Consider the following 24,070-nt stretch of genomic DNA (forward strand, 5'->3'; position numbering starts at 1 on the left):
GGTCCCGGCCTCCGACGAGTAGATGCAACCGTCAAGATCGTCAACTTTCAGGCGAGGACGGTAACGTCAGCGGAAGGAGGGGTGACGATGGCGGAGTCAGCACCAAACCACGACCTGGTCGCTCTCATGCAGGAGGCAAACCTCGGCGCTCGCGAGTTCGCGACCGAGGTGAACCGACTGATCGGAACGACCGGCACACCTATCTCGAGGACGGCCCCCTATGCATGGATGAACGCCGGTCGCGTCCCCCAGCGCGCAGAGGTGCGGTCATTGGCCGCATTCGTTCTGTCGAAGCGCCTCGGACGACGGGTTTCGGCGGACCAGATCTGGACAGGGCGTACGGCGGGACCTGCACCCGTCATCGCTGCTACGGACGGGATCGACGGACTGTGGGGAGGGTCGTCCACCCGGCAGGTCCTGGAGCAGTTCCTACAGGGAGGGATCTTGAACCGCCGGCGCTTCATGCAAATGTCGGGAGCAGCTATAACTGCCGTCGTCACGGCGTACATAGCTGGCCACGACCAAACGCCACAAGAAGCGCACCGGCTCGTCGGTGAGCATCCCCTTGTGACACAGGTAGAACAGGCCGTCGAATCCCTTCAATATCTCGACGATGACTACGGCGGTGCCGCCAACCTCACCTACGTCCGCGCTCAGGTCATGGCCACTGCGGCAGTCCTGCTTGAGGGCGGGCATGACAGCGCGACAGACCATCGACTCCAGATCGCCCTGGCGGACATTGCTCAGCTTGCCGGGTGGATGGCGTTTGATGCGGGGGACCCCGGTTGGGGGCAACGCTTCATGTTCCTCGGGGTGCGTGCAGCCAAGGAAGCGGGCTATCGCGACATGGTGGCCCATATCCTCGGCGATCTGTCCTTCCAATCAAGTACCTTCGGCAGCCCACAGGACGCGGTCGACTGGGGCGAAGCAGCCCTCTCGCTCACAGGCGGCTCCGCTCCCCTCGTCCAGGCAGCTGTCCAGAGCCGACTCGCGTATGCGTACGCGCGAGCCGGCCGACTGGACGATGCACGCAGGGCCCGTGACAACGGCATCGAACGGTTCTCCCGGCCGCGTGGCGACGAACCGAAATGGCTGTACTTCTTCACCCCGGCACACGTCGAATCCCAGGCGGGCTATGCCTTGATCCACGGCGGACGTGATCTCCTCGCCCAGGGATCAGCCAAGGCCGGCCGCTCGGCGATGACGGAAGGCATCAGCCTCCTCAGCAACGTCGGCGCTTGGAACCTCCCGCTGGACATAAAAGGGCAGCGCCGTCGAGCGTTGTTCGAAGGTGCCTGGCTCGCGACAGGTCATTTGCACGGCGGGGACATCGAACAGGCGAGCTCCGTCCTGCGCACAACAATCCCACGGCTCCACCAGGTCAACTCACCGCGAAGCGTCGCCGTCCTGACGGAGCTCCGCCGGGAACTCTCTCGCCGTCGACGCAGCGAATACGCCCGGTCAGTTCTCACCGAACTTGAACCTGCTCTCCGCCGTCGTCGTGCGGTTCCCGCATGAACGACACGGCGTTGGTCGTCGGCGCCGGCGTATCTGGCCTGACTACCGCGGTCACCATGGCAGAGGCCGGATACAAAGTCACCGTGTGGACCGCCGAGCCACCAGAGCTGACAACCTCCGCCGCCGCCGGGGCGATGTGGGGACCGTACCTGACCGAGCCGAGGGGCCTCATCCAGCAACTCAGCCTCCGTTCTCTCGACGTGCTCACCGACCTCGCCGCAGACCCCGCAACCGGAGTAGCCCTGGTCCGTGGAATCGAAGCGGGAAGGACGCCGGTGGATCCGCCCGACTGGGCCGATCTCCTCCCAGACTTCAAGCTGTGCACGCGACCAGAACTTCCTGCCGGTTTCGTCTCCGGTTGGCGATTCACCGCACCCATCATCGACATGCTGGTGTACCTCAGCTACCTCCGAACTCGCCTCGAACAGTCCGACGGATCGATCGAGATCCACAAGATCAACACCTTGGCCGAAGCGACGGAATCCAGCGCCCTAGTGATCAACTGCACGGGCTACGGAGCCGGCGCCGCAGTGCCCGATCCAGCTGTGACAGCGGTCCGAGGCGACCTGATCGTCGTTGACCAGCCACCGATCCGAATCCATGAGTTCTTCAGCGAGGAGACTGGGCTCTCCCCCGACCTTGTGCACATCTACCCGCAGCGATCCCACGTGATCCTTGGGGGTACCGCGGTCCCGGATGTCGACACACGAGAGCCGGATGATGCGATCGCCAACGCCATCCTCGACCGCTGTGCAGCGGTTGAGCCGAGACTCAAGGATGCCGCCATCCGAGAACATCGTGTCGGGCTGCGGCCGACCAGACCGAAATTGCGGCTCGAAGTCGATACCGACGCCGACTACCGTTCCAAGATCATCCACAACTACGGCCACGGTGGGAGCGGCGTGACGCTCTCCTGGGGATGCAGCGAGCGCGTTCTGGAACTCACCCAGAACCTGTGACGCAGTTCCGGGCACAACGAGGCCTCCTCAGGCATACGCCGAGGAATCGGGCCCGGTCACACGGGTGCCGAAGGCGAGGTCACTGGTATGAGGTCGCGGCAGGTTGAGTCAGCCGAAGGCGTGCCGATCATCCCGCGAACAGATCCCGGATGTCGTCGGCGGTCAGGCCGGCGGCGGACATGGTGTCGCCGCCCAGCACGGCGTCGAAGAGCTCGGCCTTGCGCTCCTTGAGGGCCATCACCTTCTCCTCGATGGTGTCCCGGGCGACCATCCGGTAGACCATGACGCTCCGGGTCTGGCCGATCCGGTGGGCGCGGTCGACGGCCTGGGCCTCGGCGGCCGGGTTCCACCACGGGTCGAGCACGAAGCAGTAGTCGGCCTGGGTCAGGTTGAGGCCGAAGCCGCCGGCCTTCAGACTGATCAGGAAGACCGGCACCTCACCGGAGGTGAAGCGCTCGATCTCGGCGTCGCGCTTCCGGGTGCTGCCGTCCAGATAGCCGTACCCGATGCCGTCGCCGTCCAGCCGTTCCTTGATCAACTTCAGAAAGCCGGTGAACTGGCTGAACACCAGCGCCCGGTGTCCCTCGGCGATCACCTCGGACAGCTGCTCGGTCAGCAGATCGATCTTGCTCGAGCCGACGTCGGCGTACTCGGGGTCGACCAGGCCCGGATCGAGGCTGAGCTGGCGCAGCTTGGTGATCGAGCTCAGGATCGTGAACCGGTTCGAGTCGAGGTCGTCGACCAGGCCGAGCACCTTCTGCCGTTCCCGCTGCAGATGGGTCTGATAGATCCGCAGCTGCTTCGGCTGCAGCACCACGTCGAGCACCTGTTCGATCTTCGGCGGCAGGTCGAGCGCCACCGACTCCTTGGTCCGGCGCAGCATCAGTGGACGGATCCGGCGGCGCAGCCGGCTCAGCCGTTCCGGGTCCTCGCCCCGCTCGATCGGCCGCCGGTAGTACTCGGCGAACCGGTCCGGGTGCGGGAACATGCCCGGCGCGACGATCGACAGCAGGGACCACAGGTCCATCAGGCTGTTCTCCAGCGGAGTGCCCGTAATCGCCAACTTCACCGAGCAGCGGACCCGCCGTGCCGCCGCATAGGTCCGGGCCCGATGGTTCTTCACGAACTGCGCCTCGTCCAAGATCATTCCGGACCAGCCGGCCTCGGCATACGCCTCGGCGTCGATCCGCAGCAGGGTGTAGCTGGTGATCACCAGGTCGGCGCCGGCGATCGTCTCGGTCAGCGGCGTCCGGCTCTTGCCCTCGGTCTTCTCCACCGCGACCACCCGCAGTCCAGGCGCGAACGTGGCCGCCTCGCGGGCCCAGTTGCCGACCACGCTGGTCGGCGCGATCACCAGCCAGGGCCCATGATCACGATCATCGTCCTGCTGCCGCGCCCGGCAGATCAGGGCCAGCGCCTGCATGGTCTTGCCGAGGCCCATGTCGTCGGCCAGGATCCCGCCGAGGCCGTTGCGCCACAAGGTGGTCAGCCAGCGATAACCCTCCAACTGGTACGGCCTCATGGTGGCCTCGAGTCCCGCCGGCGGCTCGCTGTCCCCTTCCGCCACGGTGGTCAGTTCACGCACCGCCGTCGCCCACCGGTCGGACTGGTCGAGCACGACACCGAGGCCGACCAGTTCCTCCCAGACGCTCACCGCGAGCCGGCTGACCCGGATCGTGCCCGGCTCGTCATCGGTGTCGATGATCGCCCGAGCCTCGTCGATCAGTTCGGCCAACCGGGTGAACTCGGGCCGGTTCAGCTCCACGTAGACGCCGGTCTCCAAGATCAGATACTCGTCGCCACGGGCCAGGCCGGCGAACAGTTCCTCGAACGGGACCTGCTCGCCGTCGATCGACACATCGATCCTCAGGTCGAACCAGTCCGAGGTCTCCGACGTCGTCTCCAGGCTGACCAACGGATCCGACTCGGAGGGGCGGTAGTCCAGCCGGTCACCCTCGATGATCACCGTGACGCCGGCCTGCTCCAGTTCGTCGATCACCTCGGCCGAGAAGATCGCCGCCGCCATCCCGGCCAGCTCCACGGTGGAAGCAGGCATGAGTTTTCCCTTGCGCAGCGCGAGTTCCGGGATCCGGTCGTACGGCAGCGGCAGCTCACCCACGGCCCGCGCCTCGGCGGCGGGATCGCGGACCGTGGGCTGCCGCACCGGCTCGTCGAAGTCGAACCGCTGCGCCGCCCCGGCCACCTGGTAGACCCAGCGCCACTGCAACCGGAGCCGGTGACCCGGCTCGTAGCGGACGGTAAGCTCCGGCGTCGGCGGCGCCACCTCGGGCAACTCGACCGAGCCGTCGCTGGAGACGATCGGGGCCTTGCGCCGCACCTGCGGATAGAACTCCCCGGTGAACCGCGCCTCGTCCGCGGCCGGGATGTCGACGCTGCGCCGTTCGATGATCAACTGGCGCAGCTCGCGCGGGAGCGGTTCGGCCAGCCGATGCAGCCTGATCCCGCCGTCATGACTGAACAGTCCGTGGGCGGGCTCGCCGAGCAGGCCGATCCGCTCCGGCGGCAGCGCCCGGTCGCCGATCATGATCACCGGTCCGAGCAGGATCGAACCGTCCAACAGCCGCCGCGCGTCCAGCCGCACCGCGGCATGATCAACTCCGACCTCGATCGGGTCGCGCCCCTCGATCAGGCCGAGCCCGAGCTCGGGCGCCGCCTCCAGCAATGACCAGACCCGTGGCGCCACCGTGTCGAACGAGATCCACGGCGAGCGCCCGTACACGTACCGCGCCATCGGCCCACAGGCGAACCTGAACTGCAGCAGCAGATCCTGTTGCTGCTGCGGATAGCCGAGGTGCCGGGCGTCGAGGTCGTCCCAGGAGATGCCGCCGCGGACCCAGCCCCCGGTGGCCGTGCGCCGGACCGGCCTGGCGCGCAGACTGGGGGTCTCGGTGCCGGTGATGTTGCCCTGGCCGCGGTAGGTGGTCCGCTGGTGCACCTCGAACTCGATGCCGAGTGCGGTGCCGACGTCGGACGGGGTCGGATCCGGTGCCGTGCTCAGCCGGGTCAGCACCTGCTCCCACTCGGGCCGGTCCAGGCTGCGGACCAGCCCGTCCAGCCCGCGGGCGGTGATCAACACGGCGACCGCATGCTTGCAGTCCCGGGCGACCGGGCAGGAGCAGCGGCCGAACGGGATCGTGCCGCGGCGCGGGTCTGCGTCGTTCAGGCCGACCACGGTCCGGTACGTATGCCCACCGCTTCCCCGGACCGACGCCGTCAGCGTCTTGGTCGCCGAATCGAACTCCACCCCGGACACATTGCCGCGGCGGGCGTACACCATCCCCCGTGCGTACGTCTCGTGGCCGGCCATGGCGATGACGGCGTCGTTCGACAACGCCCCCTGCCAACCGTTCGAGCCGCTCACCGCACCGAGCGTAGTTCCTCCCGCTGACGGCGTGGCACCGCCGGATCAGGCGCTGGCGGGAAGACTGCGACGGAGGCGAGCGACGTCGTGCGCCAACTGCTCGGCGATTGCGGCGGGATCATCGTTGCGTTGCGCGGCCAACCCTTGCAGAACCCACCCTCGGACCAGGACCGAGACGGGGACACCGGCAAGATCAGCGGCATACATCCCGCCCGTAGTACGGAACGAGTCCGGTCAACCGCGACCGGTAGTGATCAGGCGTTCCAGGGTCGCGTGGGCGCCGTGGTCGATCAAGGAGTCGAGGGCCTCGGTGTAGGCGGCGACGAACCGCTCGTCGTCGATCAGATCCCCGAAGAGTTCCCGGTCGGCGATGAACGCGGTCTTGTCCTCGCGCTGGGTCCGGGCCGTGGCGGTCAGCTGGTCGGCCAGGCGGTCGACGACGGTGATCGGCTCACCCTTCTCGTCGGTCCCCTCGGCGTAGCGGGCCCAGCTCGCCACGATCGCGGCGGACAGCCGGATCGCGCCGCCGGACTCCAGGTTGGCCTTGATCACCGGGACCAGCCACTTCGGGATCCGGTCGGAGGACTCGGCGGCGAGCCGCGCGATGGTGTCCTTGACCTCGGCGTTGGAGAACCGTTCGATCAAGGTCTGCGTGTAGTCGTCAAGATCGATTCCGGGCACCGGCCGCAGGGTCGGGATCGCCTCGGTGTTCATGTAATTGAGCAGGAACGTGGCGAACACCGGGTCCTGCGCAGCTTCGTGCGCATAGGTGTAGCCGGCCAGGTGGCCGAAGTAGGCGATGCCCTGGTGGCTCGCGTTGAGCAGCCGCAGCTTCATCAGCTCGTACGGCTCCACGTCCTCGACCAACTGCACCCCGGCGCGGTCGTACTCGGGCCGGCCGGCGGCGAAATGATCTTCCAGAACCCATTGGAAGAAGGGCTCCGCGACCACCGGCCAGCCGTCCCGAACCCCGAACTGCTCGGCGATCTCGGCCCGGTCGGCGTCGGTGGTGACCGGAGTGATCCGGTCCACCATCGAGTTCGGGAACCGGACCTCGGCGGCGATCCACTCGGCCAGCTCCGGGTCCTTGGCCCGGGCGAAAGTCGTGTACGCGTCCCGGGCCACGTGACCGTTGCCCTGGATGTTGTCGCAGGACATGATCGTCAGCGCACCCGTGCCGCGGTCCCGGCGCCGGCGCAACGCCTCGGTGATCAAGCCGAATGTCGTCTGCGGCACGCTCTCCGGAGCAAGATCAGCAACGACCGCGGGCGCGGCAAGGTCGAAGTCGCCGGTGACCGGCGAGATGTTGTAGCCGCCCTCGGTCACGGTCAGCGAGATGATCTTGGTGTCCGGATGGGCCAGCCGCTCGATCACCGCCTCCGGATCGTCCGGCGCATACAGGTAGTCGATGATCGAACCGATCACCCGGGCATCGCGCCAACCGTCCGGATGCTTCTCCACCAGGGTGTAGAGCCCGCCCTGCTCGGCCAGCACATCACGCATCCGCTGGTCTCGCGGCAGCAGGCCGACACCGCAGATCGCGTACTCCCTGGCCAGGCCCTGCCGCAGCAGCCGATCGATCACCAGCGCCTGGTGTGCCCGGTGGAACCCGCCGACGCCGATGTGCACGATGCCCGCCACCAGCCCCGAGCGGTCGTACTCGGGCCGGGCCACGGCCTCGGTCGCCTCGGCCAGCAGCGAACTGGCCGCCGGTTCCTCGATCATCATCTACCTGCCTCCTCAGCCGTTGGTGTCCTGAGCCGCCCACCATCTTGCTGCATCCGCCGCCGCCGTCGTCTCATGGGCCAGACTGGACGCCATGGCTCTGCGGCGACGACTCGGCTCCCTGTTGGCCGGCCTGCTGCTGCTCCTTCCGGCAGCCTGTACGGCGACCGCGCCGGCTCCGGTCTGGACGACCGTCGACACGTTGCCGGCCGGATTCACGGCGGAGACCCTGGCGCCGAGCCCGGCCGGTCTGATCATCGGCGGTCGCGCCGCAGACCCGGCCCGCCCGATGCTGCTGATCGAGCAGGCCGACGGCGTCCGCGAGGTGCCGCTGACTCCCGAATCCGCCTACGGCCGAACGGCGGCACTGTCGTCGATAGCCGTCGCCGGCGACCAGGTGTACGCCTTCGGCGGCGACCGCGGCGGCGCGCACGCCAACGTCCGGTGGAGCGTTTGGTCCGGCACTCCGGATGGGGTTCGCGAACGCGAGCAGATCTTCTGGGTCTTCGGCGGCCAGGACGCCGGCTCGCTGACCACCATGGTGGCCCGGCCCGCCGGGCCCATGATCATCGGCAACTGGGGATCGCCGCGGGGCCTGGACATCACGGTCTGGACCGCCCGCCGGAACACCTGGACCAGGGTCGATTCACGCGGCTCGGCACTGGCCAGTACGACGAAGGAGCTGCTGTCCGAGCGCGGCGCGGCCGTCCTCGGCGATCGGGTGATCATCGCCGGCAACGCGCTGCGGCTCGACGAGAGCCTGCTCAGCCGCGCCGTCACCTGGGTCCAGGACTCGCCCGGCGCGGACTGGCGGCGGGTCGACCTTCCGTCAGCCGGTACGGCCAGCACCGCGCTCGACCTCGCCTGCCTGGACGAGTGCCTGATCGCCGGGATCATCGACGGCAAGGTGGCCGGCTGGCTCGGCGACGGCGCGACCTGGAGCCGGATCGAGCTACCCGACCTCTCCGGTGACCCGCGTACGGCAGCACTGCGCGTGTTCCGGGTCGCGGAGGGCTGGCGGATCGCGGTCGGCGACGGCGCCACGACCACCGTGATCGGCCCGGCCACCGACCCGATCAAGGGCCCGGCCGGGCGCTTGATCGACGCCGCCGGCGGCGATCGGGCCCGGCTGCTGGTCGAGGGCCCGGAAGGCTCTCGCCGCCTCCACGAACTCTCCTGACCGGCCTGAGGCCGTCGCCGCCGCTTCACCGCCTCCCCGACAACCGCTCACCCACCCACACAGCTCGCCCGCCTGCTCGGCCCGCCACTCACCCTGCTCGCGCCGCCACCACCCCGCTCGCCCGCACATTCGCCTTGCCCACCACCCCATTTGGGAAAGGGCTTGCCCGTTGGTATCGCACGATACTACGATCGCTCTTGTGTCAGTCACCGATGACGGAGTGCGGTTGTCGTTGGAGCAGCCGATCTCCCGCGGGGACCGGGTCCGGGACGCGCTGCAGGAGGCGATCCTGAACGGCACCCTCAAGCAGGGCTCGCCGCTGATCGAGCGCGACCTCTCGGCCCGGCTCGGGGTGTCCAAGACCCCGATCCGGGAGGCGCTCAAGCAGCTCCGGTCGAGCGGCCTGGTGGTCGCGAACTCGTACCAGGGAATGAGCGTGCGGACGCTCGACGCCGCCACCGTGCGGGATGTCTCGGGAGCCCGGGCGGCGGTCGAGCCGGCGGCGGTCCGGATGGCCGTCGAACGGCGCGAACCCGGCCCGCATCCCGCAGCCCGGCGGGCCCTGGCCGAAGCCCGCGCCCTGCTGGCGGATGATCGGCCGGCCCAGCTCGGCTTGATCAACCGCAGGTTCCATCGTGATCTCTACGCGGCCTGCGGCAACGAGCTCATGATCGACTTCCTGGACAAGCTGCAGGGGCTCAACGCGTTCATCGCGACGGCGGGCTGGCGGGCCGACGCCACTCCCTCCGACTCGGAGTGGGACGAGCACACGGCGATCCTGGACGCCTTCGAGGCGGGCGACGCCGACCAGGCCGCCGGACTGCTCCGTGACCACATCGAACGGTCCGCCGCCGGCGTCCTCCGCTCGCTCGAGCCGACCGAGCCCTCATGACCAAGATCACGGGTGTCCGGCTGACCCCGGTCGCGATCGCCCGCTCGACCGGACTGGTCTGCGGCCACGTGATCGTCGAACTGGACACGACCGACGGGATCACCGGGCTCGGCGAGATGTCGGATTTCCAGCACCTGCCGCGCTTCCACGTCGACGTTCCCGAGCTGGAGTGCACGCTGACCGAGTTGCTGGCCGGGCTGCCGGTCGGCGTCGAAGGCGCGAACGAGGCAGAGCGCAGGCTGGCCGAGTCCTTCCCCTTGGCGGGTTCGCTGTACGACAAGACGTCGGTGATCCGGTGCGGAGTCGATCTTGCGCTCTGGGACGTCCGCGGCAAGCTGGCCGGCCTGTCCGTCAGCGACCTGCTCGGCGGCGCGGTCCGGAAGTCGCTGCCGGTGGCGTACCCGATCTTCCGGCAGCAGTCGCCGGACGACGTCGACACCAATCTTGATCTTGTGGCCGACCAGCTGGACCAGGGTTTCACGCTGTTCCGGGTGTACGTGGGCCGACGGCTGGACCTGGACGAGGCGTTCCTGCGCCGGCTGCGGGACCGGTTCGGTGACCGGGTGGCGGTGAAGTCGCTGGACTTCTCCAACCTGCTGGACGCCCGAACGGCCGCCCGCTTCGTCGAGCGCACCCGGGAGGTCGGTTACCCGTTGGTCGAGGCGCCCACGTACGAACGCGACACCGAAGGGCTGGCCTTCGTCCGCAGCCGCACCCTGGTGCCGGTCAGCGAGCACGTCCATGATCGCCGGTGGGCGATCGAGCTCGCCGCGGCCCGTGCCGTCGACGTGTTCAATCTCGGCCTGTTCACGCTCGGCGGCATCACACCGGCGCGGTCGATGGCCGCGATCGCCGAGGCGGCCGGGCTGCGCGCCCTGATCGGGACCACCCAGGAACTCGCCATCGGTACGGCGGCCGCGGCCCAGTTCGGCGTCGCGACCAAGATCGCCGACGAGCCGGCCGACCCGGTCGGTCCGCTGCTCTACACCCGTGACGTCGTCGCCGCCGGGCCCGAGTACCGCGACGGTGAACTGCACCCGCCGGCCGGCCCCGGTCTCGGCGTGGCGCTCGACCCCGACCTGCTCGCCGCCGCCCGCGGACCGCTGCGCTGGACCGACACGGCGGTCTCCGATGTGGTGGACCGCACCGGAAAGCGAAGCTGATCATGAGATTCGCCGGACGCCGGGTCCTGATCACCGGAGCCGCCCGCAACATCGGCCTGGACATCGCCCGGCGGTTCCTCGCCGAGGGCGCGGCGGTCGCGGTCAACGATCTCGATCCCGACGACGTACGGGCAGCCGTCGAGAACCTGGCCGGGGACGGCGGCACCGTGCTCGCCGCACCGGCCGACCTCGCCGACCCGGCCGCGATCGAGTCCATGATCGCCTCGATGGTCGTCGGTCTGGGCGGTCTGGACGTGTTGATCAACAACGCCGCCGTGCAATACCAGGGCCGGGTCCCGTTCGCCGAGCTCAGTCTGGCCGACTGGGACGCGACCTTCACCGTCAACGCCCGCGGCACGTTCCTCTGCACGGCAGCCGCCGCCAAGATCATGCGGCCCGGATCGTCGGTGATCAACGTGTCCTCGATCGGCGCCACCAAGGCGCACCGGCGGGCGCTGGCGTACGACAGCACGAAGGGCGCCATCGAGGCGTTCACCCGGGCCGCCGCGCTGGAGCTGGCCCCGCAGGGGATCCGGGTCAACGCGGTCGCGCCGGGCGCGGTGATCACCGATCGGAATCGGGACCGGACCGACGACCTGCAGGACCGGCACCGGGCCCAGATTCCGCTCGGCCGGGCGGCGACCGGAGCCGACATCGCCGCGGCCGTGAGTTTCCTGGCGTCGCCGGACGCCGATTACATCACCGGCCACGTCCTCGCCGTGGACGGCGGGCTCGGCATCCAGGCCAGACAGCCGTCCGAGGAGGCGAATCCGTGAACCCGCAAGCGTTCGCCGGCATCACGACCATGATCATCACCCCGTACGCCGACGACGGGACGGTGGCACCCGAGATCGCGACCGAACTCGCCCGGCGAGTCGACGCGGCCGGCATCGACGTGATCGCCGCCCTCGGCAACACGGCCGAGATGCAGCAGCTGGACGCCGCCGAACGGACGATCATGCTCCGGGCCGTCGCGGCAGGGCGCCAGCGCGCACAGTTGCTGGCCGGCGTGAGCGGCAGCGTCGGCGACGTGATCATGACCGCGGCCGAGGCGGCCGACCTCGGCTATCACGCGATCATGGTGCACGAGCCGGCCGACCCGTTCGGCGACAGTGCCGACGTGGCCGGCTACTACGAACGGATCGCCGACCGGTCGCCGCTGCCGGCGGTGCTCTATCTCCGGTCGCCCCGGCTCGCCCTCGGCGATCTCGGCAGGCTGGCCGGGCATCCCGGGATCGCCGCGGTGAAGTACGCCCGGGACGACCTGCTCGGCCTGTCCACGCTGCTGAACGGACCCACCAGCGCCGACTGCGTCTGGGTCAACGGGCTGGCCGAGTCGCGGGTGCCGGCATTCGCCGCGCTCGGGATCACCGGCTTCACCACCGGCATCGGCAACGTCCGGCCCGAGCTCTGCGTCGCCGTCCGCGACGCGGTGATCAACAACGACCTCCCGCGGCTGTACGCGCTGCTCGACCTGGTCCGCTCGGTCGAGGTGCTGCGCGCCGCCGGCAACAACCGGTGCAACGTCTCCGTACTCAAGGAACTGCTCCGGCTCGACGGCCTGCCGGCCGGCGGCGTCCGGCCGCCGCACGCGCCGCTGGACGACCCGGCCCGGACCCGACTGCAGGACGCCTGGCGCGCCTGGACCCCGGACCGGCTCCGGGCCCTCGGCGTCGCCGTACCCACCCCCTAGAAGGACGAGGTCGACGATGACAGCACCCATGTCCCGGCGCACCGCCCTGCTGCTCGGCGCCGGCACCCTGACCGCGGCCGCCGGCTGCAACCGGTTCGGCGGCGGCTCCGCCACCGCCGACGGCTCGACGGTGAACATGGTCTGGTGGGGCGACGCGCAGCGCGCCGAAGTCACCGAGGCCGCGCTCGAGCTCTACCGCAAGGCGAATCCGGGGCTCAAGATCACCACCGAGTTCCAGTCCGGCAGCGCCTACGACGACAAGCTGGCGGTACGGTTCGGCGGCGGCAACCCGCCCGACCTGCTGGCCGTCCGCCGCGAATCCCTGCGTGACTTCGCGGACCGCGGCTCGCTGCTCGATCTCGCCACCCAGCAGGATTTGATCAAGACCGCCGACATCCCCTCGGGCGTCTTGAACGCCGGCAAGGTCGGCGAGGCGCTCTACGGAGTCCCGGGCGGCGTGACCTCGATGGGTTGGGCGCTCAACAAGGCCGTCTTCGACCAGTACGGCATCGACCTGCCGGACGGGAAGTCCTGGAGCTGGAACGACTTCGCCGCCCTCAGCGCCGAGTTCGCCAAGGCCAGCAACAAGGAGGCCTACGGCGCCGACTATCCGCTGGACGATCTGCTCACGTTCGGGATCTTCGTCCGACAGCACGGCGAGGACCTGTGGACGGCGGACAGCAAACTCGCCGTGTCGGCCGACGTGGTGACAGCCTGGTTCCAGCAGGCCGTTGATCTTCGGACCAGCGGTGCCATGCCGCCGCCCGGCTGGGCGGAATCGCTCGGCCCGTCGGCGGACCAGTCACCGATCGCGCGCGGGCTGGTCGCCACCCAGGCCATCCCGTCCAACAGCTTCGCCACCTTCAACCGGGCCGCGAAGCAGACGCTGGACATGGTGTGGTTCCCGGGCGAATCCCAGGCGACCCGGCGCGGCATGGCGATCATCCCGGGGCTGTTCTGGTCGGTCACGGCCCAGTCGAAGGCTCCGGATCAGGCGGTCGCGCTGCTCGATTTCCTGATCAACGACGTCGAGGCGAACAAGACGATGGGCGTCACCCGCGGCAACCCGGCCAGCACGGTCGTCGCGGACGCCGTGAGCGGCGTGCTGGAGCCCGATGATCAATTCGCGAACGACTACGTGGTCGAACTGTCCCAGGAGGAACTGGTCGACCCGGTCCCGGACCCACTCGGCACCACGGAGCTGCGCGACCTGCTGTCCACGCTGGCCGACGAGGTGAGCTTCGGCAAGACCACACCCCGGGACGCCGGCGCCGAGTTCACCACCAAGGGCGCCGAGATCCTGGATTCGCGGCCCCGGTGACCGGTTTCTTCATCGCCGGACCAAGATATCTGGTACGAGGCATCGCGACGGGCCTGACATGAACCGGCTCACATCCGACGGAGGATCACCATGACCACGGCCGACCTGACCCACGACTACTCGCCCTGGAGCTTCTACCGCCGGGCGACCGATGAGGAGAAGAAGCTCCAGTTCGAGCACCAGCAGCGGCTGCTGGAACAGCATCCGGACTGGCAGCTCGGCGAGGAGGTGTTCCTCAGCCCGCTCGCCGCCGTGCAGTGCGAGACGCTGCGGATGGGCAAGCGGAGCTACGTCGCCGCCCACGCCTACCTCTCGCAGGAGGTGACGCTGGGCGACTTCTGCACCGTGAACGCGTTCACCGTGGTCCGCGGCAAGATCACCATGGGCGACGCGGTACGGATCGGCGCGCACACCTCGATCCTCGGCTTCAACCACACGATGGCTGATCCGGACACCTGGGTGTTCAAGCAGCCGACCACGTCCCAGGGGATCACGATCGGCACCGACGTCTGGATCGGCTCGCACGTCGTGATCGTCGACGGCGTGACGATCGGCGACCGGGCCATGATCGCCGCCGGCGCCGTGGTGACCAGGGACGTCCCGGCCGGTGCGGTGGTCGGCGGCAACCCGGCCAAGGTGATCAAATGGCGGGTGCCGGCGCTCGCCCAGCCGCCACGGGATGATCTTGGTACGGCCCTGACCGCATTCGTGGCGCGGGCGAAGGAGCAGGGGCCGGCCGTGCTCGCGTCCTACTGGGACGAGGAGCGGCAGCGCTATGTCGACCCGATGGCGGGCCGGCTCACCGTACGGGCGGACTGCGACGCGATCGAGATCGCGCAGTACCTGACCGGCAGCACACCCCTGCCGTGGAACGCCGAGCAGGCCGTCGAGCGGCTGTCCCGGCTGCAGGATGCCGGCTCCGGGCTGGTTCCTGATCTTGCTGCCGACGGCACCCCGCAGCCGGCGCCGACCGACGTGGTGGCCGGCGGCAGCTACGAGATCCTCTGCGTCGGCTATGCCCTTGATGTGCTCGGCGCGGCGTTCCCGCATCCGATCAAGGCCGTGTCCGGACTGGCGCCGGACCGGCTGACCGCCATGCTGGACGGGCTGGACTGGGCCGGAAGGGCGTGGGGTTCGGGATCCATGATCGACGGGATCGGCACCGCGCTGCTCTGGGATCTGCGACACCCCGGGGCCGATCATGATCAGGCGAAGCTCTTGCTGGACACGGTGATCGGCTGGATGGTGCACAACGCAGACCCGGCCACCGGGATGTGGGGCCGCGCCGAGACGGCCGGGCTGCTCCAGGTGGTGAACGGCTTCTATCGCGCGTCCCGCGGCACGTTCGCCCAGTTCGGGCTGCCGGTGCCGTACCCGGAACGGGTGATCGACACCGTGCTGCAGCACGTTCGCGACCGCAGCCTGTTCGCCCCGGTACGGCAGAACGCCTGCAACGTGCTCGATGTCGCCCACCCGCTCTGGCTCGCCGCCCGGCAGACCAGTCACCGCTCCGACGAGGTGGCGTCGGTGGCCCGGACCCTGCTCGGCGACGCCCTCGGCAACTGGGTCGATGATCAAGGCTTCGCCTTCCTGGCCGCCCGCCCGGAGAACGCGGGTCTGCCCAAGGCCGTGCCCGGCCTGCAGGGCACCGAGATGTGGCTGGCGATCATCTGGTTGCTGGCCGACCTGTCCGGGATGAGCGAAGCGGTCGGCTACCGGCCGCGCGGCGTGCACCGCCCCGAACCCGCCCTCCGGCTGGACCGGATTCCCTGAGGAGCACCGTGATCATCCGCATCGCCCACCAGCCCGACCCGTCACCTCGACTGCGCCTCGGGCTCGATCAGCTCGTGGCGGCTCTCCGCGAGACGGGAACGTCCCCTGAGGTTGTCGAAGCATGTCCTGAGCCTGTCGAACGGGGGCAAGGTCCGAGGTCCTTCGACAGGCTCAGGACACAAGGGGGCGAGCGGATGATCTTCGTCGGCAACCGCTCCAGTTCCGTGATCACGGAGCTGGAGCGGGACGACGTGCTGCTGTACACGACCCCGGAGCCGAGGGACGACGGCTTCTACCTGTCCTCGCTGCCCGACGACCTGACGGTGATCACCGGCGGCAACGACACCGGCGTGCTCTACGGCTGCCAGGAGCTGGCCCGGCTGATCCGGCGGGACGGCCGGCTGCCGCATGATCTCGATCATGGCGAGAATCCGGACCTGGTGCTGCGCGGGCCGGCGATCGGGTTGCAGAAGACGACGCTGGAGCCGCCGCGGCAAACCTACGAGTATCCGATCACGCCGGACCGGTTTCCCTGGTTCTATGATCGCGAGCACTGGCTCGAGGTGCTGGAAACCCTGTGTGGACAGCGATCCAACGTGATCTACCTGTGGAGTGGGCATCCCTTCTCGTCCTTCGTGCGGCTGCCGGACTATCCGGAGGCGCAGGAGGTCACCGACGACGAACTCGCCCAGAACCGGGAGCTGCTGCACTGGCTCACCACCGAGGCCGACCGGCGCGGCATCTGGGTGGTGCTGAAGTTCTACAACATCCACATCCCGCTGCCGTTCGCGGAGCACCACGGCATTCCGCTGCGGCAGCCGAAGCCGACGCCGCTGGTGGCCGGCTACACCCGGGCCGCGATCGCGGCGTTCGCCTCCGAGTACGCCGGCATCGGCCTGTACGTGTGCCTGGGCGAGGTGTTGCAGGGCGACATCTACGGCGCCGAGTGGTTCACCGACGTGATCTTGGCCGGGGTCGACGACGCGGTGGCCCTTCGACAGGCTCAGGCAACGGAGGACGGACCGACGGTCGAGCCGCCGCCGGTGATCGTCCGCAACCACGCGATCGACCTGAAACCCGTGCTGGAGAAGGCTCTTCCGCGCTATCCGCGGCTGTTCACCGAGGCGAAGTACAACGGGGAGTCGCTGACCACCCGGAGCCCGCGCGGCGCCTGGCAGGAGCGGCACCGCCAGCTGGCCTCGCTCGGCAGCATCCACATCGTCAACGTGCACATCCTGGCCAACCTGGAGCCGTTCCGGTACGGTGCCGTGTCCTTCATCCAGCGCTGCGTGCAGGCCATGAAGCATCGGCTGGACGCGGGCGGCCTGCACCTGTATCCCTTGTTCTATTGGGAATGGCCGCACTCGCCGGACCGGGTCGAACCGCGGCTGCGGCAGCTGGACCGAGACTGGCTCTGGTACGAGGCCTGGCACCGCTACGCCTGGCGAGCCGATCGGGACCCGGAGGCGGAACGGGACCACTGGATCGGCCGGCTGGCCGCGCAGTTCGGCAGCCGGCAGGCCGGCGCCGCCGCCCTGGACGCGTACGAGGCGATCGGCCGGATCGCCCCCCAGCTGGTGCGGCGGTTCGGGATCACCGAGGGCAACCGGCAGACCCTGAGCCTCGGCATGACGATGAGCCAGCTGACCAACGCGGCGCGGTTCCGGCCCTGGGCCGACCTCTGGGATTCCCATGCCCCGCAGGGCGAACGGCTCGATCTCTACGTCGCCCGGGAGGTCGCCGGAGAGCCGCATGTGGGCGAGACGCCGCCGAGCGTGATCGCGGACGTCCAGCGGCTGGCCGACGAGGCCGAGGCCGCGATCGCGCGTGGTGCGTCGTCGGTGATCACGGAGGCCGACGAATACGGCCGGCTGGGCAGCGACGTCGCCGCGTTGGCCCTGCTGGCCCGGTTCTACGCGCTGCGGGTGTCGGCGGCGATCGACATCATGAGCTACCGGGCGACGCACGGTGGTGATCATGCCGATGTGGGCCGGCTCAAGATCGCCGTGGACAAGGTGGCCGACAGTGTGCTGGCGTACCGGGAACTGGTGCAGCTCACCGACCGGACCTACCACTACGCGAACAGCATGCAGACGCCGCAACGGAAGATCCCCTTCCCGAACGGGGAGACCTACGGGCATTGGCGGCAGTGCCTGCCCGAGTACGAGACCGAGCTTGATCAGCTGCGCCGCAACGTCGAGCTGCTGGACCGCGGCGAGCTGCCGGCCGCCCTGCGCGCGGTGGAGGTGCGGCCGGATCCGTACCGGCCGGCGGAATTCGAGCTGCACACCCCGGCGGCCGAGGTCTTCACGCTCACCAAGGGGACGTCGGTCTTCGCGGACAGCGACGGCAACGTCCGGCAGCTCGCCGAGGAACTCGACGGGCTGAGCGGAATCAGGATCCCGCGGCGCGCAGCGTACACCGGCGAGTTCGCTGTGGAACTCACCCTGCCGGAGCCGGCGACGATCCTGATCGGCTACTTCCTGGATCCGGAGCCGGTCTGGCTGCAGGTGCCGGACCTGGAGACCGACACCCATGCCGACGCCCGCGGCGGGCTGGAACCCCTGCTGCGCAACGGAATCGGCGTGGACTTCCTGCCCAAGATCAACGTGCACGCCTATCGCTACCAGGCCGGCCGGCACACCCTGGCCCTCGGCCGCGGCGCCTACGTCGTCGCCGGCATCGTCGCTGCTGATCAAGAACTCGTTCCGCGGCAGGTGGAGCACGCCGAGTCCAGCACGGACTCACTGGACTGGTTGTACGAGGATCCCGAGGGCCCGTAGGGTCCTGGCATGACCTGGGTCCCGCCGGCCGCCGGCGACCTGGCGGGTCCGTTCCGTTTCCTCCTCTGGCTCGCCCGCTCGCAGGCACGGCGGATCGCTCTGGCCGCGGTGTTCGGCATCACCTGGATGGTCGGGCTGGCGGTGCCGCCCTGGGTGCTGTCCCGCGCGGTTGATCAAGGACTGGTCGACCGAGATCTCGCAGCGCTGATCGGGTGGGCGCTGACGCTGCTGGCCGCCACCGTGCTGATCGCCCTGTTGTCGATCGCCCGGCATCGCACGATGACCAAGATCAGGATGGACGCGTCGTTCCGTTGCGTCCGGACCACGGTCTGGCACACGTCTCGGCTCGGCGCTTCCCTGGCCCGCCGGGTGAGCGCCGGCGAAGTCGTGACGGTCGGCATCACCGATGTCCAGGTCGTCGCGCAGGCGTTGACGATCACGGGGCCGGGCGTCGGTGCCGTCGTTGCGTACGCTCTGGTCGCCGTGGTGCTGTTCAGCAGTTCACCGCTGCTGGCCGCCGTGGTACTCGGCGGGGTGCCCCTGCTCGCGATCGCCGTCGGCCCGCTGCTGCGGCGGATCGAGAGCACCGGCGGCGACTACCGCACGTACCAGGGGCGGTTGACCACCCGCCTCGTCGACGTCCTGGGCGGGCTCCGGGTCCTCAACGGCCTCGGCGGTAAGCCGTTCGTGGCGAACAGGTACGAACAGCACTCGCAGGACCTGATCCGGCACGGCTACCGGGTGGCCGGGCCGACGAGCTGGGTCGGTGCGTTGTCGGTCGGTCTGCCGGCCCTGTTCCTGGCCGCCGTCGTCTGGCTGTCCGCGCGGATGGCCGCGGCCGGGGAGATCAGCATCGGCGAGGTCGTCGCCGTCTACGGCTACGTCGCCATGCTGGTCATCCCGGTGTCGTCCTTGATCGAGGGCGGCGGTGATCTTGCTCGGGCCAGGGTGGCCGGTCGGCGCATCATCGACCTGCTCAACCTTCCGGTGCCCCGTTCCGCCGACGGTACGGCGCGGAGGAGCCCGGCCGGCAGTGGTCCCCTGGTCGACGCCGCGTCGGGAGTGATCATTCGGCCCGGGCTGCTGACCTCGTTGGTCACGGCCAGGCCCTCCGACGCGATCGGCGTGATCGAGCGCCTCGGGCGGGTGGGCACCGATGCCGGCCGCGAGGTGCTCTGGGCCGGCGTACCGATCGGCGAAGTCGACCGGGAGGAGTTCCGGAGCCGGGTGACCGTCGCCGACAACGACGCCGAACTGTTCGCCGGCACCGTTCGTGATCTTGTCGCCGGCCGCCTCGAACCTGACGATCGGCGGATCCAGGCGGCGCTCCGGGCCGCCGTCGCCGAGGACGTCGTGGAGGCGTTGCCGGACGGGCTGGACACGGTGGTCGCGGCCGGCGGCAGTGATCTCTCCGGCGGCCAGCGGCAGCGGCTCCGGCTGGCCCGGGCGATCTACGCGGCGCCGGAGATCCTGCTCGCCGCCGACCCGACCTCGGCCGTCGACGCGAACACCGAAGCCGCGATGATCGAGCGGCTGCGTGAATTCAGGGGTACGGCGACCACGATGATCACCACGACCTCGCCCCTGGTCCTGGACCGGTCTGACGAAGTCGTCGTGCTCGTCGACGGCCGGGTGACGTCGATCGGCCGGCATCCGGACCTGGTGCGGAGCGACCCCGACTACCGCGCCCTGGTGTCCCGCGTTCAGGGCGAGAATGATCATGGACGAGACGATGAGTAGACACCTCCCGGTCGCCTCGCCGGCCGCGGTTCGTGCCGCCGTGCTGGGCGATCTGAGGGCCGACCGGCGGGCCGTGGTGATCATCATCGTGGTCAACGGCCTGGCGGCGGCCGCGGGACTGATCGGCCCGTGGCTGCTCGGCCGGATCATCGACACGATCCAGACCGGCGGCGGCGATGTCCTCGGCACCGTCGACCAGCTGGCCTTGGCGGCTGTCCTGTTCACGATCGTGCAGGCGGTGCTGGCCTGGTGGGCACTCAAGGTCGGTTACCGGTTCGGCGAACGGACCGCCGCACGGGTCCGCGAGCGCTTCCTGAAGCGCGCCCTGGCGCTGCCGGCCCGCGTCGCCGATCAGTTGCCGCTCGGCGATCTGATCGCCCGGGGCAGCACCGATGCCTCGCTGGTCGCCTCGACACTGCGGTTCGCAGTACCGGAGGTGATCGTGGCGGTGGTGCACGCCCTGTTCCTGATCATCGCGGTGATCATCCTGAACCCGTTGCTCGGGCTGTGCGGACTGGTCTGCCTGGTCGGGGTCGGGACGGCCGTGCGCTGGTATCTGCGCCGAGCCAGGCCGGCCTATCTGGCCGTCGCGGCGACCGGTGCGGAGTTGGCCGACGTCGTCGCCAGCACGGCGAAGGGCTCCCGTACCGTCGAACTGCTCGGGCTGGAGCAGCGCCGGGCCGAGACGGCCGAGGCCGCGATCACGAGCGCCCGGTCCGCCCGGTTGTGGGCGCTGCGGCTGCGCTCGGTGTTGTTCCCGTGGTCGGACGTGTCGCTGGCGCTGCCGGTGGTCGGCGTCCTGGTCGTCGGCGGCGGACTGTATCTGGGTGACCTGGTCAGCCTCGGCACCGTCGTGACCGCCACGGTGTTCCTGCGCCAGCTCGTCGGGCCGCTCGACACGCTGATGCTCTGGATCGAACAGCTCCAGGGTGCCGGCGCCTCGTACGCGCGGGTCGAGGGACTGACCGGCGTCACCGGCGTCGAGACCCGGCCGGGTGGGCCGGCCAAGATCATCGACGGCGACTCGCGCGGTGATCGACTTCGCGTGGAGAACGCCCACTACAGCTACACCGGCGTACGGGAGGTGCTGCGCGGGGTCGACCTCACCGTACGGCCCGGCGAACGACTGGCCATCGTCGGAATGTCCGGGGCCGGCAAGTCCACCCTGGCCCGCCTGCTCGCCGGCCTCGACCGTCCGCACGTCGGGTCCGTGACCATCGACGGCGTGCCCGTCGCCGACCTGTCGCCCGAGCAGCTGCGGGAGCATGTCGTGTTGATCACCCAAGATCATCATGTCTTCCACGACACCGTCCGGGACAACCTGCGCATGGTGAGCCCGGATGCCACGGACGAGGACCTGCGCGCCGCACTGGAGGCCGTCGGAGCCGGCTGGTACACGGACCTGCCCAACGGACTGGACACTGAACTCGGCCGCGACCTCGAGCTCGACGACGCCGGTGCCCAGCAATTGTCACTCGCCCGAGTGGTGCTCGCCGACCCGCACACCGTGATCCTGGACGAGGCCACCGCGCTCCTCGATCCCAAGACAGCAAGGCGAACCGAGCAATCACTGGCCGCCGTGCTCCACGATCGCACCGTGATCGCGATCGCCCACCGACTGCAGACGGCGCACGACTCCGACCGCATCGCCGTCATGGAGGCCGGCGAGCTTGTCGAACTCGGGACCCACGCCGAGCTCGTCAGCGCCGGCGGGGTGTACGGCAAGCTCTGGCGGACCTGGCACGCGGAACCGGAGGACCCGCCGCCGTAACCAGGCGGGCGTCGCTCAGAGCGCCTCGTGGGCGGCCACGTTCCGCTCCACTTCGCCACGCCACCAGGCCTCTTCGCGCCGAGCCGGCAGGATCGCCCACCAGAGCAGGGACGACCAGCCGAGAAGGATCGTGCGAAGCCGGTCGAACTGCTGTGCGCCCGGGATCGGGAGACCGAGCCGTCGCCGTTCCTCGGCCAGCAGCATGATCAGGTCCGGCGTTTCCGCGACGCCCGAGGTCAGTTGGGCATAGGCGGCGTCCCAGGCCCAGTGCGCGGTCCGCGGGATCGGATCGATGAGGCGCCAGGGTCCGTCGCGCGCCGCCGCGACAGCGTTCCAGAAGTGGACGTCGCCGTGACCCTTCAGGTGGCCGCCGAGTGATCGCAGCCAGGCGTCGTCGGCACCGATGCGGGGCAGCACGTCGGCGGCCGGCCCGGGGCAGCCGGCGTCGATCGCCTGCTGGGCGTACGTGATCATGAAGTCCACGTCGATCGGATAGGTCGGCAGGTCCACGTCGATCGCCTCCTGCTGGAACCGGGCCGCCGCGCGCATGACGTCACGGGCGATGTCGTCGTTGTCCGAGCGGGCCCGGTGCGGCAGGTCGGCCAGCAGCAGCCAGGGCCGCTCGGGCTCGGAAAGGACGCCATGGGCCAGGACCTCGGCCACGATGTCGGTGGCGCGTGCACTGATCGCCGGCATCCATGCCGCCTCGAGTTCGTCGGCAAGCTTGAGAATGCAGGGGGTTCCGGAGGAGCGCAGGCGGGTGCGGAAGATCCGACCCTGGCCCGGCGGCTCCGCTCTCAGCTCGCCGACCAGGCAACCGATCACCGGGTCGTCCCGGAGCGCAGCGATGATCACCGAACCATCGGGGTCATTCATCCGCCCACCATCCCCCGGCCGGCGGACCCGGTCCATCGAATATCGGTCACATCGCGACATCGCGGGTCACCTCCGGCTGGCGCTCCGGAGGCCGGCGGCGAGGTTGCCGCGGGCGGCGATCTTGATCGTGTCCAGTTTCAGCCAGGTTCGGAGCAGGTCCAGCTCAGCCGCAAGCTCCGCGGCGACCCACGTCGCGTCCTGGCCGGGTTCGACGTACGCGCTCTGCACCAGCAGCGTGCCGCTCTGCCGGTCGGCCTTGAGGTCGCACCGGCCGACCAGGTTGTCGCCGAGCAGGAACGGGAGCACGTAGTAGCCGTAGACCCGTTGCTCGGCCGGAACGTACAGCTGTTTGGCGATCGGGTTGGTGAAGCCGTAGAGCAGCTGCGACGACGCTCGCATGAAGGAGTCGAACGGGGACAACAGGGCGCGGGCGTTGATCGCCTTCGGCACTCGCACACTGGTGACGATGTAGCCGGGATCTCGCCAGCCCTCGACCCGCACCTCGGTGAGCCGGCCCTCCTCGACGAGCTCGCCGAGCAGGCGTGCCAGCGGCACCTTGATGATCTTGCCGTCCGGCTGCCGGATCCGGAAACTGGTCAGCCCGAGATAGTCGCGCAACCCGCGGCCGTTGGTGATCCCGACGGCCAACGCCGACCGGTACAGCAGCTCCTTCTGGGCCTCGTCGGCCGGCGGAGCCGGGGCATCGACGAACTCGCGCGGGATCACCCGCTCGACGAGGTCGTACACCCGAGTGAAGCCGCGCCGTCCCGCCACGGCGAGCTGTCCGCACTCCAGCAACGCCTCCAGGGCCTGCTTGCCCTTGCTCCAACCCCACCATTTCCCGGTCCGGCCGCCGCCGTCGGTCAGCTCGCCGACGGTCAGCGGGCCTCGCTCCGCGATCTCGTCGTAGACCGCCCGTACGTGATCTTGACCGTCGACCGGGGCACCCAGCGCATAGGTCCGGCCGGTCTGCATGATGATCATCCGGTGCCGCATCAGCGGGAACAGCTCGACCGGCAACAGGCAGGCGGCGTGGCTCCAGCACTCGAACAACTCGTGCCGCCGATAGGCGAGTCGGTCCAGCGACTCGACCGGATACGGCCCGAGGCGGGAGTAGACCGGCAGATAGTGGGAGCGCACCAGCACGTTGACGGAGTCGAGCTGCAGCGCGAGCACCCGGTTGGCGATCTTGCGCACGCCGTCCAGCGTCGGCCTGACCGGTCGAGTGCGGCCGAATCCCTGTGCGGCAAGGGCAATCCGACGAGCCTCTACGCTCGAGATCTCCATGCGCGCA

The 24,070-nt window shown here is 69.5% G+C and carries 16 protein-coding genes; 12 read left to right on the forward strand and 4 right to left on the reverse strand.

The features are described 5' to 3' along the window. Positions 1-87 precede the first annotated feature (87 nt). Positions 88-1,518 (forward strand): NsdA family TPR-like regulatory protein, encoded by a 1,431-nt coding sequence (locus BKA15_RS09835; RefSeq protein ID WP_179750298.1) that lies wholly within the window; start codon positions 88-90, stop codon positions 1,516-1,518. Then, positions 1,515-2,477 carry an FAD-dependent oxidoreductase gene (locus BKA15_RS09840; RefSeq protein WP_179750300.1) on the forward strand — a complete coding sequence of 321 codons (963 nt, stop codon included), beginning with the start codon at positions 1,515-1,517 and terminating at the stop codon, positions 2,475-2,477. Before BKA15_RS09835 ends, BKA15_RS09840 begins: the two co-directional genes overlap by 4 nt. A gap of 127 nt (positions 2,478-2,604) precedes the next feature. Here BKA15_RS09840 and BKA15_RS09845 read toward each other — a convergent pair whose 3' ends face one another. Beyond that, positions 2,605-5,859, reverse strand: a complete 3,255-nt coding sequence (locus tag BKA15_RS09845) for a DEAD/DEAH box helicase (protein ID WP_218871175.1) — start codon at positions 5,857-5,859, stop codon at positions 2,605-2,607. 234 nt (positions 5,860-6,093) lie between these two features. Further along, on the reverse strand, positions 6,094-7,587 hold the full coding sequence (locus BKA15_RS09850) for a mannitol dehydrogenase family protein (protein ID WP_246322302.1): 1,494 nt from the start codon (positions 7,585-7,587) through the stop codon (positions 6,094-6,096). Positions 7,588-7,678: 91 nt separating this feature from the next. On the opposite strand from BKA15_RS09850, the gene BKA15_RS09855 reads away from it, so the two are divergent. From BKA15_RS09855 to BKA15_RS09900, 10 genes are all read left to right on the forward strand, one after another. Next, positions 7,679-8,764 carry a hypothetical protein gene (locus tag BKA15_RS09855; RefSeq protein WP_179750302.1) on the forward strand — a complete coding sequence of 362 codons (1,086 nt, stop codon included), beginning with the start codon at positions 7,679-7,681 and terminating at the stop codon, positions 8,762-8,764. Positions 8,765-8,963: 199 nt separating this feature from the next. Next, positions 8,964-9,656 carry a GntR family transcriptional regulator gene (locus BKA15_RS09860; protein ID WP_312878915.1) on the forward strand — a complete coding sequence of 231 codons (693 nt, stop codon included), beginning with the start codon at positions 8,964-8,966 and terminating at the stop codon, positions 9,654-9,656. Further along, entirely contained in the window at positions 9,653-10,819 is a 1,167-nt protein-coding gene (locus BKA15_RS09865) for a mandelate racemase/muconate lactonizing enzyme family protein (protein ID WP_179750304.1), read from the forward strand. Before BKA15_RS09860 ends, BKA15_RS09865 begins: the two co-directional genes overlap by 4 nt. A 2-nt stretch (positions 10,820-10,821) precedes the next feature. Next, the gene (locus tag BKA15_RS09870) at positions 10,822-11,595 is read left to right on the forward strand and encodes an SDR family NAD(P)-dependent oxidoreductase (protein WP_246322303.1); all 774 of its coding nucleotides are present in this window, start codon (positions 10,822-10,824) and stop codon (positions 11,593-11,595) included. Further along, positions 11,592-12,512, forward strand: coding sequence for a dihydrodipicolinate synthase family protein (locus BKA15_RS09875; RefSeq protein WP_179750306.1), 921 nt, complete (start codon positions 11,592-11,594; stop codon positions 12,510-12,512). The genes BKA15_RS09870 and BKA15_RS09875 overlap by 4 nt, the downstream gene beginning before the upstream one ends. Before the next feature lie 16 nt (positions 12,513-12,528). Beyond that, positions 12,529-13,833 carry an ABC transporter substrate-binding protein gene (locus tag BKA15_RS09880; protein ID WP_179750308.1) on the forward strand — a complete coding sequence of 435 codons (1,305 nt, stop codon included), beginning with the start codon at positions 12,529-12,531 and terminating at the stop codon, positions 13,831-13,833. Positions 13,834-13,923: 90 nt separating this feature from the next. After that, positions 13,924-15,606, forward strand: a complete 1,683-nt coding sequence (locus tag BKA15_RS36330; protein WP_179750310.1) for an acyltransferase — start codon at positions 13,924-13,926, stop codon at positions 15,604-15,606. A gap of 194 nt (positions 15,607-15,800) precedes the next feature. Continuing rightward, positions 15,801-18,389 (forward strand): hypothetical protein, encoded by a 2,589-nt coding sequence (locus BKA15_RS09890; RefSeq protein ID WP_246322304.1) that lies wholly within the window; start codon positions 15,801-15,803, stop codon positions 18,387-18,389. Positions 18,390-18,398: 9 nt separating this feature from the next. Continuing rightward, positions 18,399-20,129, forward strand: a complete 1,731-nt coding sequence (locus BKA15_RS09895) for an ABC transporter ATP-binding protein (RefSeq protein ID WP_179750312.1) — start codon at positions 18,399-18,401, stop codon at positions 20,127-20,129. Continuing rightward, a complete protein-coding gene (locus BKA15_RS09900) occupies positions 20,122-21,900 on the forward strand; it encodes an ABC transporter ATP-binding protein (protein ID WP_179750314.1) in 1,779 nt (592 codons plus the stop codon). Before BKA15_RS09895 ends, BKA15_RS09900 begins: the two co-directional genes overlap by 8 nt. A 15-nt stretch (positions 21,901-21,915) precedes the next feature. On the opposite strand, the gene BKA15_RS09905 is transcribed toward BKA15_RS09900, so the two are convergent. Together BKA15_RS09905 and BKA15_RS09910 are read right to left on the reverse strand one after the other, a co-directional pair. Further along, entirely contained in the window at positions 21,916-22,776 is an 861-nt protein-coding gene (locus BKA15_RS09905) for a hypothetical protein (protein ID WP_179750316.1), read from the reverse strand. A 66-nt stretch (positions 22,777-22,842) separates the two neighbouring features. Then, positions 22,843-23,973 (reverse strand): winged helix-turn-helix domain-containing protein, encoded by a 1,131-nt coding sequence (locus BKA15_RS09910; protein WP_179750318.1) that lies wholly within the window; start codon positions 23,971-23,973, stop codon positions 22,843-22,845. Positions 23,974-24,070 lie beyond the last annotated feature (97 nt).

It is taken from the genome of Microlunatus parietis (genome assembly GCF_013407955.1).
Classification (GTDB): Bacteria; Actinomycetota; Actinomycetes; order Propionibacteriales; family Propionibacteriaceae; genus Microlunatus; species Microlunatus parietis.